Below are 14,869 nucleotides of genomic sequence, written 5' to 3'. Positions count from 1 at the left end.
GATGCTACCGGCGGCTGGCCTTGAACTGGCGGAGTTGGTCCGGCGTAAGGATCTCATTTTTGATCTTCTTGCGCATCGTCTTCAGTGCGGCGCGGCGGCTACCGGCGTTTTTATCGGAGAGGTTGAGCTCATCCGCGAAAGCAACGATTTGCTCCTTTTGGGTAGCCGTGAGGGTGACGCGGGATTCCATGAAAGCGATGGCCTGTGAGGCTACCCCGTCGTCGGTGGCTTCAATGAGTTTGGTGTTACGTTCGGCTTCAGACAGGTCTTTCAGTGGGCTGGTGGACACTTCCACTTTCTTCAGCTCGAGGGTGTTCTCATCGTCGGTTTTGACGCCATCCTGTGCGGTCGTTGGTGTTTCTCCGGCGGTGGTGGTAGGGACCAGTTCTGCGTTATCCTCTTTGGCTTCCTGGACGGCGGCGGTGCGGTCGCAAGAGACGGTGGAAGCCAGCAAAGCAATGGCGAAGAAGAAGTAGATGCTTTTCATGGTATGGTCTTAAACGCTTCGGGAGCGGTATTTTAGTTAAGTACCCAGAGGGCTCAACCTAGCGGCCAGCTTTCCTTCGGGGCCGCAAAAATACGAAACGCGCAGGCTTGTGGTAATCTTGTAACTTCGCCCCACCATTCAGCGCCAGAATTTGTCCCACCCATCCTCCAAGTCCGACCACGCCATCCTTCACGCTGCCGTGGGCCGGATTGATCGTAAACGGGATGGCGTAAGCGACTACCGCTACTTAGTGCGCCAGCTGGTACGGATCGATCTGGTCACAGAATATCGCCGTTCCTTTCTAGGCTTGACCTGGCTCATCCTGATGCCCCTGGTCTCCGTGGTGATCTGGATCCTACTCAATCGCGCCGGCGTGCTGGAGCCCGGGCAGATGGACATCCCCTACCCCGCCTACGTCCTACTGAGTACTTCTATCTGGGGCTTCTTTTCTGAACTCTACAAGGCCTGCGCCAAAATTCTGGAATCGAATGGCCGGCTGTTGTTGATGACGCCCTTTCCACCGCAGACCTTTGTGGTTTCCGCGCTGATCGTCCACCTGATTCGGTTCGCTATTCCTTTTGGGCTCAACATCATAGTGTTGCTCCTCTTCGGGGTGAAGTTCACCTGGGCGGCCTTGCTATTTCCTTTTGCTCTAATCCCCCTGCTGTTACTTGCCGCAGCTATTGGCTTGATTGCCTCCCTCCTTAAGATCGTGGCGATGGACCTTAGCAAGCTGGCCGATGAGGGCATTCGATTACTGATGTTCCTTTCCCCGGTCGTTTATTCACCGAAGCTGGAAGTGGGGGGGCTCTCCTTCATCATTGACATAAATCCGCTTACTTACTTGATCAGCTTCCCCCGGGAGCTACTCACCTCGGGCACCTTTTACCGGCCGGGCTTATTTGCCATCTGCGCGCTAGCTTCCCTGTTATTCTTCCTGTTCGCCCTCCGCTTCTTCCGCCTCGCGGAACCCCGCGTCCGGGAAAGACTAATCGCCAACTGATGACTGACCAACCGACATTGCTGAAGGTAGAAGGGTTGAGCAAACGCTTCACCAAGGAAGTGCGCCGGAGCATGCTCTACGGGATGTCTGACCTGGGGCGGCAGATCATTGGGTTGAAGACTGACCGTGGCCAATTGCGGAAAGGAGAATTTTTCGGCCTTCACAAGATCGACCTGGAACTGCGCACGGGAGAGATCCTGGCCGTAGTTGGGGTAAATGGCTCCGGAAAGACAACACTGATGCGGATGATCTCCGGCATCTACGAACCGGATACCGGCGTCGTCCGGGGACGCCCCGATCTGGACATCACGGCCATATTTGCCCTCAGCGCGGGGATGCAGGCGATGTTCAGCGGCCGCGAAAACGTGTACATCAAGGGCGCCATGTACGGAATGACCAAAGAACAGATCGACGCTAAGATCTCTTTCATTGAGTCCTTCTCGGAATTGGGCGACCGCATCGACCGACCCTTTGGCAACTACTCCTCCGGAATGAAGGCCCGCCTCTCCTACTCCATTGCGATGGCAACGGATCCGGACGTCTTCATTATTGATGAGTCCCTTGCCGTCGGCGATTCCGCATTCAAAGCAAAGTGCCTGGATAACCTCCGGAGTTTCGTGGAGCAACCGGGCAAAGCCGTCATTTTCGTATCCAATCAGATCGGGAAGGTGCTGAAGGTAGCCGACCGCCTGATCGTAATGGAAAAGGGCCGCATCATCCACCGGACGGAGGACGTACCCGCCGGGCTGGATTTCTACATCCGTAACTGCTACAGTGATTTGGACCCGCAGAAGCAGGCCGCCAAGATTGAGAAGATCCGCAACTACGAGCTATGATCGTCAGCCACGCCCACCGGACCTGCTTCTTCGCCGTGCCTCGGACGGCCAGCAAAGCCATCTCCAAAGCAATGATCGAACACCTTGATGGGGAGGAGATCAAACCGATGCACTTGAGCTACGCGGAATTCATGAAAGCTGCCAATCGCTCCGTGCGTAACTATTTCACCTTCGCTACCGTCCGCAACCCCATGGATTCCGTGGTGAGCGCTTATTTCAAAAAGAAATCGGACCATAACGGACGGTTCAGCCGCGGCACCTTTAAAAGTGGCCGGCCAATCGCACCACGTGCGATGGCGGAGTACCGGTTCATCGTAGAGAATGACGCTGACTTTGCAACCTACTTCGCTGAATTTCACCGGGGTGAGTACCAGGTGCCGCGTCACCAAGAAACCCTAGCAAAAGTTGATCACGTCCTACGCTACGAGACACTGACGGAAGATTACAACCAGCTCTGTAATCAACGCGGATGGCCGGCGCACAACATTCCGGTCTTTAACCGAACGGAGGGGAAAGAGAAGGACTTTTTGAGCTACTATACGCCGGCTATTCGAGGGCAGGCGAAGGCTTATTTTGGGCGGATTTTTACTGAGTGGGGGTATAGTTTCCCCGCGAATTGGTGATGGAGCCCCGACCTCTGGTCGGGGTCAGTTGATGTAAACAACACGACTTGATGTCGGGAGGGCCACGAACTACAATACCCTGCGTCTAAAATCGAAAATCTAAAATCTAAAGTCCCACAAAGCAACCCGACCGGAGGTCGGGTCTCCGGAGCCACTACTCCGCCAAAAACGCATTCAAGCGCTCATTCAACTCCGCCGTAAAGGCCTGGCCACCCAGCGGGCTGGTATGGTTGATGTTGTGGAAGTACTCCGGCTCATCCTGGCCGAAGGTGGCGTAGTCCCAGAAGAAAACGGTTTCGTTATCGACGACTTCATCTAGAAAAGCCTGGCGGCGGCCCGGGTGTAGGGGCTCTACATTTTCGTTGAAGAGACGATACTTTGGAGGGGCCAGGAAGATGAATTTGATGTCCCGTTCCCGGCACTGTTCAATCACCATTTTCAGGTCGCGTTGGTTGAGGGCATTATCGGCGTCACTGTAGAGGCCTTGCTTGCGCATTTTACGCATCAAACGCTTTTCCGCGGCGATCTTTTCTGGGTCGTAATCCAGGAGGCGGAAGTAGTCTTCGCTTTCTTTCACGGAAGTGGGGAATCCCCGTTCGTTGTAGTTCTTTTCCGGAGGGTCAGGGTAGAAATAGCGGTAGAGTGGGTAGCTGGTGAAGAACCGATCTTTGAGTTGCATTCCTTCGAAGGGGATGCCCATGTACTGGTAGAGTTTCCGTTGCTCGTAGTATTTAACGGGTTTTCGCCGGTCCAGCGTACCGACGGTCAGGTCGAAAAGGATAAAGTCGGGGTTGCTGCGTTTGAGGGCCTTGGTCAGTAGCTTGGTATCAACGTCCGGAGCGCTTGCGCTGAGGGCCAGGCTGGCCGTTGGGGCATCCAATCCAGTTGGATCGATGGCCTGTACAAGGAGGGACGGTCCGAATACCAGTCCTTTCACCGCACCTGCGTTAGCGCCAAACCAAGCGACGCGTTTTCCGAAGCCGCTATTATCGTGGGCGATGGCGTAGCGCTCTACACCGTAGAGAACGGCGAGGATGACACCAATGGTGACGATCATTTTCCAGAGCCAGGTACGCATGCGCTTAGAATTGGAAGTAGATAAAATCGTTGGCCTGCCCGCCGTAGAAGAGCGTCAGGAAGATGACGACGAAGTAGAATGCCCACCGCGCCCAACCGGGCAGATTGCGCTTGGTGAAGTCCATGCCGTGGTCCTGCTCACGTTGCCACCATTCGACGCCGAATAGAACGATGACGAAGACAAAACGCCAATCGGGGATCACCGGTACCCCCATCGCCGAGAAATTGACGGCCTGCTTGTAAACGCCCATACTGCTGGAGAGGGAAAAGCCCCGGAACATCATTCCCACCAATGTGAACTGGGTAACGACCCAGAACATCGCGAGTAGCTCGGAAAAGGTGGGCAGAATTCTTCCGTGAGCCACCGGCTTGCGGTATTTCTTCCGCTTCCCGATGAGTAAGGGAATGAACCAGAGGGCGTTGCCCACGCCCCAGATGATGTACCGCCAATCCGCACCGTGCCAGAGCCCCGCGACGAAAAAGATCACGAAGATGTTGCGCGCGACTTTCCACTTGGACATCCCCTTCAGCCAGACGATGACGTAGTCCCGCAGCCAGGTGATGAGGGAGATGTGCCACTTCTGCCAGAACTCGGAGATGTTGCGGGCGAAGAGGGGGTAATCAAAATTCTTCATCAGGTCAAAGCCCAGAATGCGGGCCAGACCGATGGCGATATTGGAGTAGCCAGCAAAATCGCAGTACATCTGCACGACACCGAGGTAGGCCATGATCCAAATAGTCTGCTGGTTGAAGTCCGTCGGATTAAAGTAATTGGCATCCACGTAGGGGCCGATATTATCGGCGATGACCATCTTCATGAACAGTCCCCAGACCACTTGGCGAGCACCATCAGCCGCGCCGGCGTAATCGAACTTCCGGGTACGGTGGAACTGGGGTAAAAGCTGCGTCGCCCGCTCGATCGGCCCCGCTACGAGTTGGGGGAAGAAGCTGACGTAGGCAAAGAAGGCAATGGCATCCCGCGTAGGTTCAATCTTGCGCTTGTAAACGTCGAATGTATAGGAAAGGGTCTGCAACGTGTAGAAGCTGATCCCGACGGGCAGGATGATGTTTAACATCGGCCAGTCCAGGCGCATGCCCAGTAGCGAACTGACCCCGTTGAGGTTATCCAGGAAGAAGTTGAAGTACTTGAAAAAGCCCAGAATTCCCAGGTTAATCGCGAGACTTAGCCACAAGTAGCGGAGCCGCACCTGGTCATTTTCCGACTTCCCCATTTGTAGGCCGATGGCGTAATCCGCCGCGCTGCTGATGGCGATGAGGGCGAGAAAACGTTCATCCCACCATCCGTAAAAGATGTAACTCGCCACGACGATCAGGGCGTTCTGGACGCGCAGGTGCTTATTCGTCACGAACCAGTAGAGGACGAAGAACACCGCAAAGAACACCGCAAATTCGAGCGTATTAAAACTCAAGGCTCAGTCAGGTTTTGGGGGCGTGGGGTTCGTAAGGCATCGTAGCAGCTTCCACTCGCTCGCGTAGACTCAGGGGAAGACTTTGCCAACAAGTTTGCCACATTTCGAAGGCGGTCAGGTAGTCGCCACCTGCTTCCAGACGTTCAGCGGATTGCTCGGCCATCCAGGGCTTCCGCTTGGCGGTGTAGTGGATGATGTGAGCATCCGCAAAGCGAACGCCATCCTTTTGCAGGATCTCTTCCGCCATCCCGAGCCGGTAATTGAACTTGGCGGAGATGAGCTTTGCCTTCTGGTAGAAGTAGATATTCAGCAACTTCTGGTTGTGGAAGCGGCGGATCTTATTGCTGAAGTTGCCCGGGTTGATCATGTCGACCAACTCCTGGTACCGCTCGGGCGTCGTGACCGTATCGTCGATCAACAAAACCCCGGCGTTGAACTGGCCACTCCAGTAATTGGAGCGTTTTTGCCAGAAGCGCAACTTGTGGGGAAGGTAATCCGGCCCCGTCCGCAATTTGTCGCGGTAATGGAAGCCATCACCTACCCCAACGACGGGTTCGGGGTGAGACCAGAATTCCGTCAGGTCCCGCGTAATCAGTAGGTCGCTGTCCAAGTAGAGGACCTTCCGGTAACCGGATACGGCGAAGAGCTCCATCGCGAAAAAGCGAACCTCCAGAATCAACCTGTCCGTCACCGCTTCCCGGACGATGGCGGCGTTATCGAGAATGCGCTGACCAATCAGGCGAAACTTGACGGGATAGATCTCGGTGAGAATGGCCCGCAGCTCCTCCGTCACCTTGTCAGTAAGGATCACTACGTCGCCCCGGAACCAGGGGTTGGTCTCGAGGAAGGACTTGAGCATCACGACCGTCCCCGGAAGAAAGGGCGGCGTACACACCGTCACGATGGCAAACTGCTCGGATGCTTGCGTGAGATCCACCGCGGAGGAGGCGTTACCAGTATCGGACATAGTGATAGGTTTTGGGGAAGCCACCGCTTAGCGAGCGATCAATTTCTCGACTTCAGCCCTTTCGTAGAATTGCCAGCAGGCGTTGTCGGAAGCCAGCAATTTCTCGGCTAATGGGCCCATCGTATCCCAGTCGTATACCTTGCTCCGGTTGCGGCTACTGAGGTCTTCGTTGAGATCCTTAGCGCCAGCGTCAACGACGGACAATGCTTTGCCATCGGTGGCAATGATGTCTTCGTATTTGATGACCTGGTTCGCCTCCAATTCGGCGTACTTGCGGAAGTACCAATCCAGGATAAAGAGTTGCCGTTGGTCGACGTCACCGGCGGCCTTCAGCCTCTCTCCCGCTTCCGGGAGCAGGTAATCCAAGGCCCGCACCTCTCCCCTGCTAGCGGGGATCTCGACGCTCTTCCAGGAAGCCAGCACCGCAAGTGGATTACGGATGATAGCGAAAAAAGGATGATCCTGGCGCAAGTCATCCTGCAAAATGGTGAAGAGCGCATTGTGCTTACAGGCCAGACGAAAATCGGGGCCGAGCGGTTTGTCAATTTCGATCTCCTGCTTGGAGACCAGTTTTACCCGCTTGCCCTTCACCTGAGCAAAATGGTTCGTGGTCATCTTTCCCTTGACCGCCCGGGCGGTAGCGACGCCGCGTTCCAGGATGGACTTCCTGGTATCCGCGTAAAATTCTGGCACCGCGCTGAGCGCCTCGCTCCGGGAACGGTATTTCGCCGTACGCATCGGCTCGTTGAGGGCAACCACGTGCGGGATCTTACTGAGCAGGAAGCAGGCCAGCGTCGTTCCGGAGCGGGGCACGCCCGTAAGAATGATGTCCCGGTTGTTCGTCATAAAGATGGATTTTCAGGGTGGTGGACCCGTGTCTAACGGTTGAAAAATTGCCACCACTTACGTCTTTGCGGCGTGGTCTCGTCCGTGGGCAAAGGTAGCGAGAAAGGATAGCTTGACCACATATCGTAAGCCTGGTCCGCTAATTCCAACAATGCTCGCTTTTCGGCGGGTCGATCGTGGGCTTCCGCCGTCTCCCGGCCGGCGGTGCGCAGGGCCTGCTGCCACGTCGAATCCGCTTCCCACATTTGTTTTACCCCTCGTATCAACCCTTCCGGCGTGAAGGGCGGCACGATGCAGTTCACCCCGTCAATACAGTGGCCGAGGTTCCCCACTGAATGGGGACAGACAACCAGGGTTTGCAGCGCCATCGCCTCGAGGGCGGGGAGGTAGAATCCTTCGCCGCCGCGTTCCAATTCCAGCGGGATGCAGGCCACCACTTTGGCGCGGGCCAGTAGTTCAAGGAAATCATTCCGAGTAGGGAGTTTAGGAGGGAGTTGGAGGTGGAGCCGGAGGCCTAAACCCATTTCCTCATTCCAGGCGGATAATCCTTCGTAAACCTGTTTCCCGAAGGTTGGCTGTTTCAAACCGAGTATGAGGATGTCGATATCCTTTTGCTTGGGCACCTGCGGCAGCGCCCCTAAATCGATGGCATCGGGAATGGTGACGAGCGGACCATTGACGCCGTGCTCGCTCAGGATACTGGCTCCGTGCGCACTTTTTGCGATACGCAACGCGGGATGAGCGAGGAATTCGCGGCGACCATCTTCGGGCCGAACGTGGCGGGGTTGAGCGATATTCAGAACGGGGACGGGCGGTTTGCGGCGTTCGGCTGCGGGCAGTGCCAACCAATCACGGCCGGAGAAGAAGAGGAGATCGCCGGGCTGCGGATCGAGTCTGGGAATACCCTCGTCACGCAGATCCGTCCAAAGATTTGGCCGTTCGGGGAACCACTTGGTTTCGGGGGAAAAGCACACTTTGGGATTCCAAAGATCTGACTCCCGGAAGTAGTCAAAGGCATCCCGGACTTTCAGGTTGCCACCGTTGGAACCGGAGTTGAGGCTGCGCAGATCCCGGTAGAAGAGCACGCGTGGTTTTTTGCTGCTACTCATCCGTCAATCGTTGAAAGTGTAGCGCGAAAACCAGACAAAGGGCTTAATACGATTCATTAGTGAATCTACTTTATCCGCTGACCATAAGTTAATTGTACCCCGTGACTGCTTAGGTTTATCCCACACTAATTCTGCAGCTGCCGCCAGGTATTCCCGGCTTGCGGGCAGGCCTAAATTATCGCAAAGTTGACCGAGAGTAGCTTCGGTTTCGTAGGCGAGGTCTTCCGAATAAACGTCAATGATCGTATAGTCGCCGCTTTCCTTTAGCCGCTGAACGCCTTCGGCGTGTTTCAGGAAGTGAGCAATTTTCCGGTCCAGTAATTCCTCCGAAACCAGCGTCTTCCGCCGGGTAGCGGAGCGTGTAGTCATGGTCGTGATGATGTCGAAGGGATTGCGGATCACGTGGATGAAGACCGGCGATAATCCGGCCCGTTCCTTCAACTCGTTTAATGCGCTGAAGTCTCCGCGCTCAAATATTTTGCGCGTGGTGATGCCGCCACTCTTGTCGCCAATCAATTGCAGATTTTCGTGTTTTCCCTGCCACTGCCCGGAGATACGGTAGGGGTAGCCCATCCATTCCCGACCAGAATTGGTGAAGCGGGTCGAGTTGTCGATGAGTAGCTGGAGTACTCTTTCCTTCGCGATCCCCCATTGAAAATACTCCAGCGCGTAGGCCTGGTGGGCGATCACGATTTGGGGATGGGCGTCGAGCAGGGCACCGACCAAGGTGTGGCCGCTGCGGGGGTAGCCGGTGAAGAGTAGGAGCCGATCCATCGCCGAAAAGTCGATAGTTGACCGGTAGCCACGGTAAGATTTGAGCAGCGCCCACGCGTTTTGGAGGCGGTTTTTTCGGTCGGGGCGGAAGCTATTCACCCGCCCGCATTTTGAGCGCGCGTTGGTAGAGATCGAGGTCTTCGCGGTTCCACTTGGCTATTTGGGCGCGCGTTGCTTCGTCGTCGAAACTGAAGTCCCAGTCGCCTTGATTGCTGACGTTTTTCTTCACCGCTATGAGGGGCAGGCCGGTCACCTTTGCTAGCCTGGCGAGGTCGGTTGCGTAGTGTTCCTGCAAGCCAACGAAATCCAGTTCCTCCAATTGGATACCGGTCAAAAACTTGCTCATTACGTTACGATTCTCCGGCCGCTCGGCGTAGGTGAGCAGCGATTCCTCCAACCGGTGCTGGTTGGCCGCAAATTGCTCCGGGTTCCGGTCGGGATTCTTCAGGCCGGCCCGGAAAAACCGGTAGTTGGAGATGACCCGATCAACAGGATCGCGTAGCCAAGTGATCAATTTTACGCGGCTTGGTTGGTGCAGGCGCTTAATTTCCTCGTAGTAAAAGTGGCCGTGGAGAACGACATCACTCTTGTCGATCCCGTTGGCAAAACTCCCGTGCCGTTCGGCCAACTGCTTCACGTCCCGCCGGCGGTAGGATGGGCTCACGGCTTTTCCATATGCCGTTTGTAGGGCGTGGTAGAACGAAGTGCCCGCGGTTTTTGGCACGTGGATGGAGATAATTTCCAGCCGTCTTCGACTCATACGGCGCTGCCGCAGGTGCAATGCACGTTGGTAGAGCGCGACGTCGGCAGCGTTGAGGCGGGCGATTTCTTCTCTGATTTCGATGGATACCTCAGGCCGGTCCTTACCCGTAACGTTAACTTTCTTTTCCTCTACGCCGGACCATCCCAGGACTTTCGACAGTTCGACCAGTTCCTCACCGTAATATTCCTGGATGGCCACGAAAGCAAAGTCTTCCAGATCCTTACCGGCCAGGAATTTACTCTGACGATTTTGGTTCACCTCAGCACGGGCGTACTCGATGAGCGACCGCTGCATCTTACTGAGGAGGTTAACGCCCTTCCCTTCCTCGTCGAGCAGTTGCCGCAGGATCTTCTGTAGGTAGAAATAGTTGGAGATCACCCGTTCAACGGGATCCCGCAGCCAGGTGATGACGGGTAAGTCCTTCGTCTCCGGGAATTTGGCGTAGAGTTCCGGCAGGTAAAAATGGCCGTGGACGACGCGGGTACCGGACGGTATCGTCGTTTCCCGGTATCGCTTCTCGTTGATGCGTACCCGCCGCTTCCCCGCGGGGATGTCCAGGCGGATAACTTCCTGCTCCCCGTACTTGCTCTTCAGGATGTGCCGAAAACTCGTGCCCGCCGTCTTCGGAATGTGCAGGGAGATCAGCTCGAGCTGAACGTCCTTACGGCGGCGGGGGGAGCGAATCTGCTGCAGGAGCTTCGACAACATACAGGGTGGGTTAACGGGGCCAAAGATACCACGGTGGCCGCAAGAATGAAGGGCCGCTCGCTTAGCTAGAAGACTTGACCAACGCCTAACTGTAACAATACGGTACCGGCCCCATGATTCCCTTCGCTGCCCTTACCCGGCCCGCCCGCTAATCCCTACCTTCGCCCCATGCTCTGGCTTGCCTCTTTTCCTCGGTCCGGGAACACCTTTTTTCGCAACGTCCTGCACGAAGTGTACGGCATCGAGAGCAGTACTTTCCACCTGGATAGTACCCGCAAGGTGGACGACAACTTCGCCAGCTACCGGGTGGTTAAGACCCACCTCCTGCCCGGTCAATTACCCGAAGAAACCCAGGATTGGCCCGCCGTATATATCGTCCGTGACGGTCGGGACTCCCTCGTATCCATCGCCCACCACCGTAAGGACATCGTGGCGCCGGGCACGGATTTCTACAACAACCTGATCGAGGCTACCCTCGCCCAAAACGGCAGCTTTTTTGGCGGTTGGAGCGAGAACGTACGGCAGTGGACGGAGCGCGCCGCCGTCGTCATCCGTTTTCAGGATTTGATCGCCGACCCGATCCGCGAGGTGGAAAAACTGCGTACCGTAATCGACCTGCCCCAACCGGACCGGTCCAAACTCCCCACCTTCAAAAGCTTGCGGGAGGGTGAACCCGCATACGGGGGTGGCAAGGGTGCTAAGTTCAACCCCGCCAACAACCGCAAACACTTCCGCAAAGGGAAGGTCGGCGGCTACAAAGAGGACCTCACTCCGGAGTTGTACCGCTTGCTGATGGCCGTCCACGGCCCGACTCTCCAAAAAATGGGTTACGTTGATGAGCTCCCCCCTGTGCCGGAACAGAAGACTGTCCTCGTGGAAGCGTCCAAGATGTTCACCAACGATAACGACGGGATAAAGCGGTACCTAACGGGTCTCGACTACGGATTGGCCCCACTCTTGCCCTACTTCCCGCATTTAAAAGTCGCACTGTACTACGGCAACGGCGTCCTCGTCCGCCAGACGGATGCCCAGCGGGCGGATCCGGTCTTCCGCAACCTGAGCCGCCGCGAAGAGATCCTCCAGGACCGCCGGACGATGGGCTACGAGAAGCTGTTGTTGCTCATCAAGAATGCGGTGAAAAGCATCGTCCCGAATAGTCTTTACGGCGCGCTCGCCCGTCAGTACGAACGCGGGCCCTACCGTAAATATCTGGCGGCCATTAAGATGCAAGCCCGCAAAGTCGGCGGTCGCCTCAGCACGTCGGATCTGACAAAGTTGGTTGATGAGGCGGATCTGATCCACTTTCCCCTACCGCAACACTTTCACGAATTACCACTGGGTAATGCCAAAGCTTTGGTCACCGTCCACGACCTGACCCACCGACTATTTCCGCAGTACCACGAGGAAGCCAACGTTGCTTTTTCCGAGCGGGGCATGCAGGCAGCCCTCGCGGCGGGCGCTCACTTCCTGAGTGTTTCCTCCGCCACCGACGAGGACCTTGAGAAAGAATACAGAGTACCGAGCGACCACCGCCACGTCGTCCTGGAAGCCGCCGACGTGAATCTCTTCAACCCGGCGGTAAAGCGGCAGGACTTTACCCGCATTCGCAGCAAGTACGGGATTCTGGAGGGACCTTACCTATTCTGCCTGTCCACCATTGAGCCACGGAAGAATCTGCGGCGGATGATTCAGGCTTTCATCGCCCATAAGGATGCCTTCCCGGAAAGGCAGGACCTTTTAGTAATCGGCGGAAAAAAGGGTTGGAAAACCAGTGAGATCTTCGCCGGGCTGCCGCTGGACCGACCAGACATTGTTCTGACTGGTTTCATTGAAGATGAGCACCTTCCCGCGCTCTACGCAAACGCACGTGGGCTCCTATACGCCAGTCTTTACGAAGGTTTCGGCCTCCCCATCGCGGAAGCGCTTGCCTGCGGCACACCCGTCATTTACGGGGATAATAGTTCCCAGCCGGAGGTGGCCGGCCAGGGAGGAATCGCCGTGGACGCCGAAAGTGTAGACGATATCCAAACGGCCATTTCAACCCTGTTCACGGATCAAGAGCGCCATGATCAACTTTGCCAGGAGGCCCGTCGCCAAAGTCACCGTATGAATTGGCTGAAAACTGCCTTGCTCACCCTCAGTGCCTACGAGGATATCCTTTATTCACGATCATGAGGGTGGCGATCATTGCGGATCCGCTGGATAATCAGAACGCCGGTGTCCACGTCTACGTACGGGAGTTGGTTCGGGCATTGGCGGCCAATCCCGGCGAGCACGAATACATCCTTATTCGAGAGAAGGTGGACCCGAACCTATCGCTCCGACAGGTAGCCGTGAAGAATATTCGCCTTCCAATAGGTTACGCTTCGGCGCGTTTATTCTTCATTATTCCCCGCATTCTGCGCCGGCTTAAAGTGGACGCAGTATTTGAGCCGGCCCACTTTGGCCCCTTCAACTTACCAAAAAGCGTTAAGCGGATCACCATGATCCACGACCTGACGCCCATCCTTTTCCCCCAATTTCACCGGTGGCACAGCCAACAATTACAGCGGCTGTTTCTTAACCGCATCCTTCAACGGGCCGATCTAATCATCAGTAATTCGCTCAACACGCAGCGGGATGTAGAACAATACTACCCTTTTACCCAAGGTAAAATCCAGACTATATTGCTGGGCCGCAATGAATCCTTCCAGCCGGTCACGGACCGCGATTTCCTTTCCGAATACAAAATCACCAAACCCTATTTCCTCTACGTTGGCACACTGGAACCACGGAAGAATCTCGTCCTCTTACTCCAAGCATTCACGCAATTAAGAAAGCGGGCGCTGCCGCAGGTGCAGTGTGTTTTGGTAGGGGGCAAAGGATGGAAGAATGAGCTTTTGGACCAAGCCTTAAAGGATCACCCTTACCGGAACGATATCATCGTAACGGGGTACGTCAGCAAGGACCATTTACTGCAAGCCTATTCCCACGCGGAAGCGTTGGTCTATCCCTCCATCTACGAAGGTTTCGGTTTTCCCATTCTTGAGGCCCTTTCGTGCGGCACCAACGTTATCTGTCCGGACAACAGCAGCCTTCCAGAAGTAGGCGGAGAATTGGCCTACTACTACCCCACCCACGATACCGCTGCGCTGACGGACCGAATGCAAGAAGTACTAGTCGGCGGTCAGCATGTAAAGGAAAGGGCGGCAGCCGGCCCAGCCTGGTCCGCCCGCTTCAGTTGGGCGGATTACGCCCGTAGATTCAATGATGTCCTTTCAACATTGGACGGAGCTACCGAACGGTAAGCTCGTAGGCCAGCACGATCTCACCACGAGGATTTAGAACGCCCAGTTTCATCGGCGCAACTTCCTCAGCATACATCGTGATGGAGAACTGATTCCCAGCAATTTCGGTACTTCCACCAATTTGATACCCCGTGGACAGGTTAGCTAAAATGAATTGGCTCGGAAGGTCCGTACCCATTCCGGAGATCGTCAACTGGTTGCCCTGGCCAATCTCAATCGCGTACGTATCGAGATTAAGCTCCGTTATATCATAGCGTAAGAAACCTTCCCCGACGGCCGGGCGCATGAGGTAAGTCACTTTGGAGACGGGGTTAGCCAGCAGTTGATCATTAGCATCTTCAGGAAAGTGAGAATAGCTGAACGTCACCGGTTCTGGAAGGAAATACTGTGGCTTAAATTCGGCCTCAAACTGCAGGTTTTCATTTAGGTGGCCGGCACCCCAGGTGGCATCCAACAGTTGCCATTTTCCATCTATTTTCACTCTGTTCCAGGCGTGGCCTATTCCGATCATGCCTGCAGTCAGATAGTCTCCGCGGGCGTGGCCGCTGATCATCACCGCTTCCAGGCCGGCTAAGGTTGCCAGGCGCTCGTAGAGCCGTGCATAATTTTCGCACACACCTTTCCTCTTCTTCCAGGCGTATTGAATCCGGTCTTCATACAAGCGTTCAATCTCTGCCAGTGTGTAGCTTTTTATTGATGACCCGGCGATGCGGTTCATCAACTTCGTATCGTAGCTAATACTATTGGCCACCCAATAAAATAAAGCCGCGGCACGCTCTTCATCCCCCGCAAATCTGACACTTACTTCCGAGGCCAAATCTTCAGGGCTCGTATAGCGTTCGGCGAGCAAATATTGATAGGGGGACCAATCGTAGGCAGCTTCCGCTCCCGCTCGATGGCTAGACACCAATGCAAGCAGGATGGAAAACGCCATGATTACTTTCGATGCATTCATACTG

General features: G+C 55.5%; 14 protein-coding genes. 5 read left to right on the top strand and 9 right to left on the bottom strand.

From position 1 onward, the window contains the following. Positions 1-4: 4 nt before the first annotated feature. Positions 5-487, bottom strand: a complete 483-nt coding sequence (locus A3850_RS12195; RefSeq protein WP_068216879.1) for a hypothetical protein — start codon at positions 485-487, stop codon at positions 5-7. Between the two features lie 151 nt (positions 488-638). Here A3850_RS12195 and A3850_RS12190 point away from each other — a divergent pair, with 151 nt between their 5' ends. The 3 genes from A3850_RS12190 to A3850_RS12180 are packed head-to-tail and all read left to right on the top strand — an operon-like array spanning position 639 to position 2,949. Beyond that, positions 639-1,490 carry an ABC transporter permease gene (locus A3850_RS12190; protein WP_068216877.1) on the top strand — a complete coding sequence of 284 codons (852 nt, stop codon included), beginning with the start codon at positions 639-641 and terminating at the stop codon, positions 1,488-1,490. Continuing rightward, positions 1,490-2,326, top strand: coding sequence for an ABC transporter ATP-binding protein (locus tag A3850_RS12185; RefSeq protein WP_068216875.1), 837 nt, complete (start codon positions 1,490-1,492; stop codon positions 2,324-2,326). Before A3850_RS12190 ends, A3850_RS12185 begins: the two co-directional genes overlap by 1 nt. Further along, positions 2,323-2,949: a sulfotransferase family 2 domain-containing protein gene (locus tag A3850_RS12180; protein ID WP_068216873.1), complete on the top strand. Its 627-nt coding sequence runs from the start codon at positions 2,323-2,325 to the stop codon at positions 2,947-2,949. Before A3850_RS12185 ends, A3850_RS12180 begins: the two co-directional genes overlap by 4 nt. A 154-nt stretch (positions 2,950-3,103) precedes the next feature. Here A3850_RS12180 and A3850_RS12175 read toward each other — a convergent pair whose 3' ends face one another. The 7 genes from A3850_RS12175 to A3850_RS12145 are packed head-to-tail and all read right to left on the bottom strand — an operon-like array spanning position 3,104 to position 10,623. Continuing rightward, a complete protein-coding gene (locus tag A3850_RS12175) occupies positions 3,104-4,027 on the bottom strand; it encodes a hypothetical protein (RefSeq protein WP_068216870.1) in 924 nt (307 codons plus the stop codon). Positions 4,028-4,031: 4 nt separating this feature from the next. Beyond that, entirely contained in the window at positions 4,032-5,456 is a 1,425-nt protein-coding gene (locus tag A3850_RS12170; RefSeq protein ID WP_068216868.1) for an MBOAT family protein, read from the bottom strand. A gap of 7 nt (positions 5,457-5,463) precedes the next feature. After that, positions 5,464-6,423, bottom strand: a complete 960-nt coding sequence (locus tag A3850_RS12165; RefSeq protein WP_068216866.1) for a glycosyltransferase — start codon at positions 6,421-6,423, stop codon at positions 5,464-5,466. A gap of 27 nt (positions 6,424-6,450) precedes the next feature. Then, positions 6,451-7,269 carry a hypothetical protein gene (locus A3850_RS12160; protein WP_068216864.1) on the bottom strand — a complete coding sequence of 273 codons (819 nt, stop codon included), beginning with the start codon at positions 7,267-7,269 and terminating at the stop codon, positions 6,451-6,453. A gap of 32 nt (positions 7,270-7,301) precedes the next feature. Further along, the gene (locus A3850_RS12155; RefSeq protein ID WP_068216862.1) at positions 7,302-8,378 is read right to left on the bottom strand and encodes a glycosyltransferase; all 1,077 of its coding nucleotides are present in this window, start codon (positions 8,376-8,378) and stop codon (positions 7,302-7,304) included. A 3-nt stretch (positions 8,379-8,381) separates the two neighbouring features. After that, positions 8,382-9,251: a sulfotransferase family protein gene (locus A3850_RS12150; RefSeq protein WP_068216860.1), complete on the bottom strand. Its 870-nt coding sequence runs from the start codon at positions 9,249-9,251 to the stop codon at positions 8,382-8,384. Beyond that, positions 9,244-10,623: a sulfotransferase family 2 domain-containing protein gene (locus A3850_RS12145; RefSeq protein WP_068216858.1), complete on the bottom strand. Its 1,380-nt coding sequence runs from the start codon at positions 10,621-10,623 to the stop codon at positions 9,244-9,246. The genes A3850_RS12150 and A3850_RS12145 overlap by 8 nt, the downstream gene beginning before the upstream one ends. Before the next feature lie 168 nt (positions 10,624-10,791). On the opposite strand from A3850_RS12145, the gene A3850_RS12140 reads away from it, so the two are divergent. Beyond that, the gene (locus A3850_RS12140) at positions 10,792-12,798 is read left to right on the top strand and encodes a glycosyltransferase (protein ID WP_068216856.1); all 2,007 of its coding nucleotides are present in this window, start codon (positions 10,792-10,794) and stop codon (positions 12,796-12,798) included. Next, on the top strand, positions 12,795-13,910 hold the full coding sequence (locus A3850_RS12135) for a glycosyltransferase family 1 protein (protein ID WP_068216854.1): 1,116 nt from the start codon (positions 12,795-12,797) through the stop codon (positions 13,908-13,910). The genes A3850_RS12140 and A3850_RS12135 overlap by 4 nt, the downstream gene beginning before the upstream one ends. On the opposite strand, the gene A3850_RS12130 is transcribed toward A3850_RS12135, so the two are convergent. Beyond that, positions 13,897-14,865, bottom strand: a complete 969-nt coding sequence (locus A3850_RS12130) for a transglutaminase domain-containing protein (protein ID WP_082921783.1) — start codon at positions 14,863-14,865, stop codon at positions 13,897-13,899. The genes A3850_RS12135 and A3850_RS12130 overlap by 14 nt on opposite strands. Positions 14,866-14,869: the final 4 nt, after the last annotated feature.

Source organism: Lewinella sp. 4G2, from assembly GCF_001625015.1.
Lineage (GTDB): Bacteria > Bacteroidota > Bacteroidia > Chitinophagales > Saprospiraceae > Neolewinella.
Note: the sequence above shows the minus strand (reverse complement) of the source record. Positions and strands in the feature narration are given on the sequence as shown.

Coding starts and splice junctions, on each gene's coding strand:
- A3850_RS12175 (WP_068216870.1), bottom strand. CDS start 4,027: ATGCGTACCTGGCTCTGGAAAATGATCGTCACCATTGGTGTCATCCTC.
- A3850_RS12165 (WP_068216866.1), bottom strand. CDS start 6,423: ATGTCCGATACTGGTAACGCCTCCTCCGCGGTGGATCTCACGCAAGCA.
- A3850_RS12185 (WP_068216875.1), top strand. CDS start 1,490: ATGACTGACCAACCGACATTGCTGAAGGTAGAAGGGTTGAGCAAACGC.
- A3850_RS12130 (WP_082921783.1), bottom strand. CDS start 14,865: ATGAATGCATCGAAAGTAATCATGGCGTTTTCCATCCTGCTTGCATTG.
- A3850_RS12135 (WP_068216854.1), top strand. CDS start 12,795: ATGAGGGTGGCGATCATTGCGGATCCGCTGGATAATCAGAACGCCGGT.
- A3850_RS12155 (WP_068216862.1), bottom strand. CDS start 8,378: ATGAGTAGCAGCAAAAAACCACGCGTGCTCTTCTACCGGGATCTGCGC.
- A3850_RS12160 (WP_068216864.1), bottom strand. CDS start 7,269: ATGACGAACAACCGGGACATCATTCTTACGGGCGTGCCCCGCTCCGGA.
- A3850_RS12145 (WP_068216858.1), bottom strand. CDS start 10,623: ATGTTGTCGAAGCTCCTGCAGCAGATTCGCTCCCCCCGCCGCCGTAAG.
- A3850_RS12195 (WP_068216879.1), bottom strand. CDS start 487: ATGAAAAGCATCTACTTCTTCTTCGCCATTGCTTTGCTGGCTTCCACC.
- A3850_RS12180 (WP_068216873.1), top strand. CDS start 2,323: ATGATCGTCAGCCACGCCCACCGGACCTGCTTCTTCGCCGTGCCTCGG.
- A3850_RS12140 (WP_068216856.1), top strand. CDS start 10,792: ATGCTCTGGCTTGCCTCTTTTCCTCGGTCCGGGAACACCTTTTTTCGC.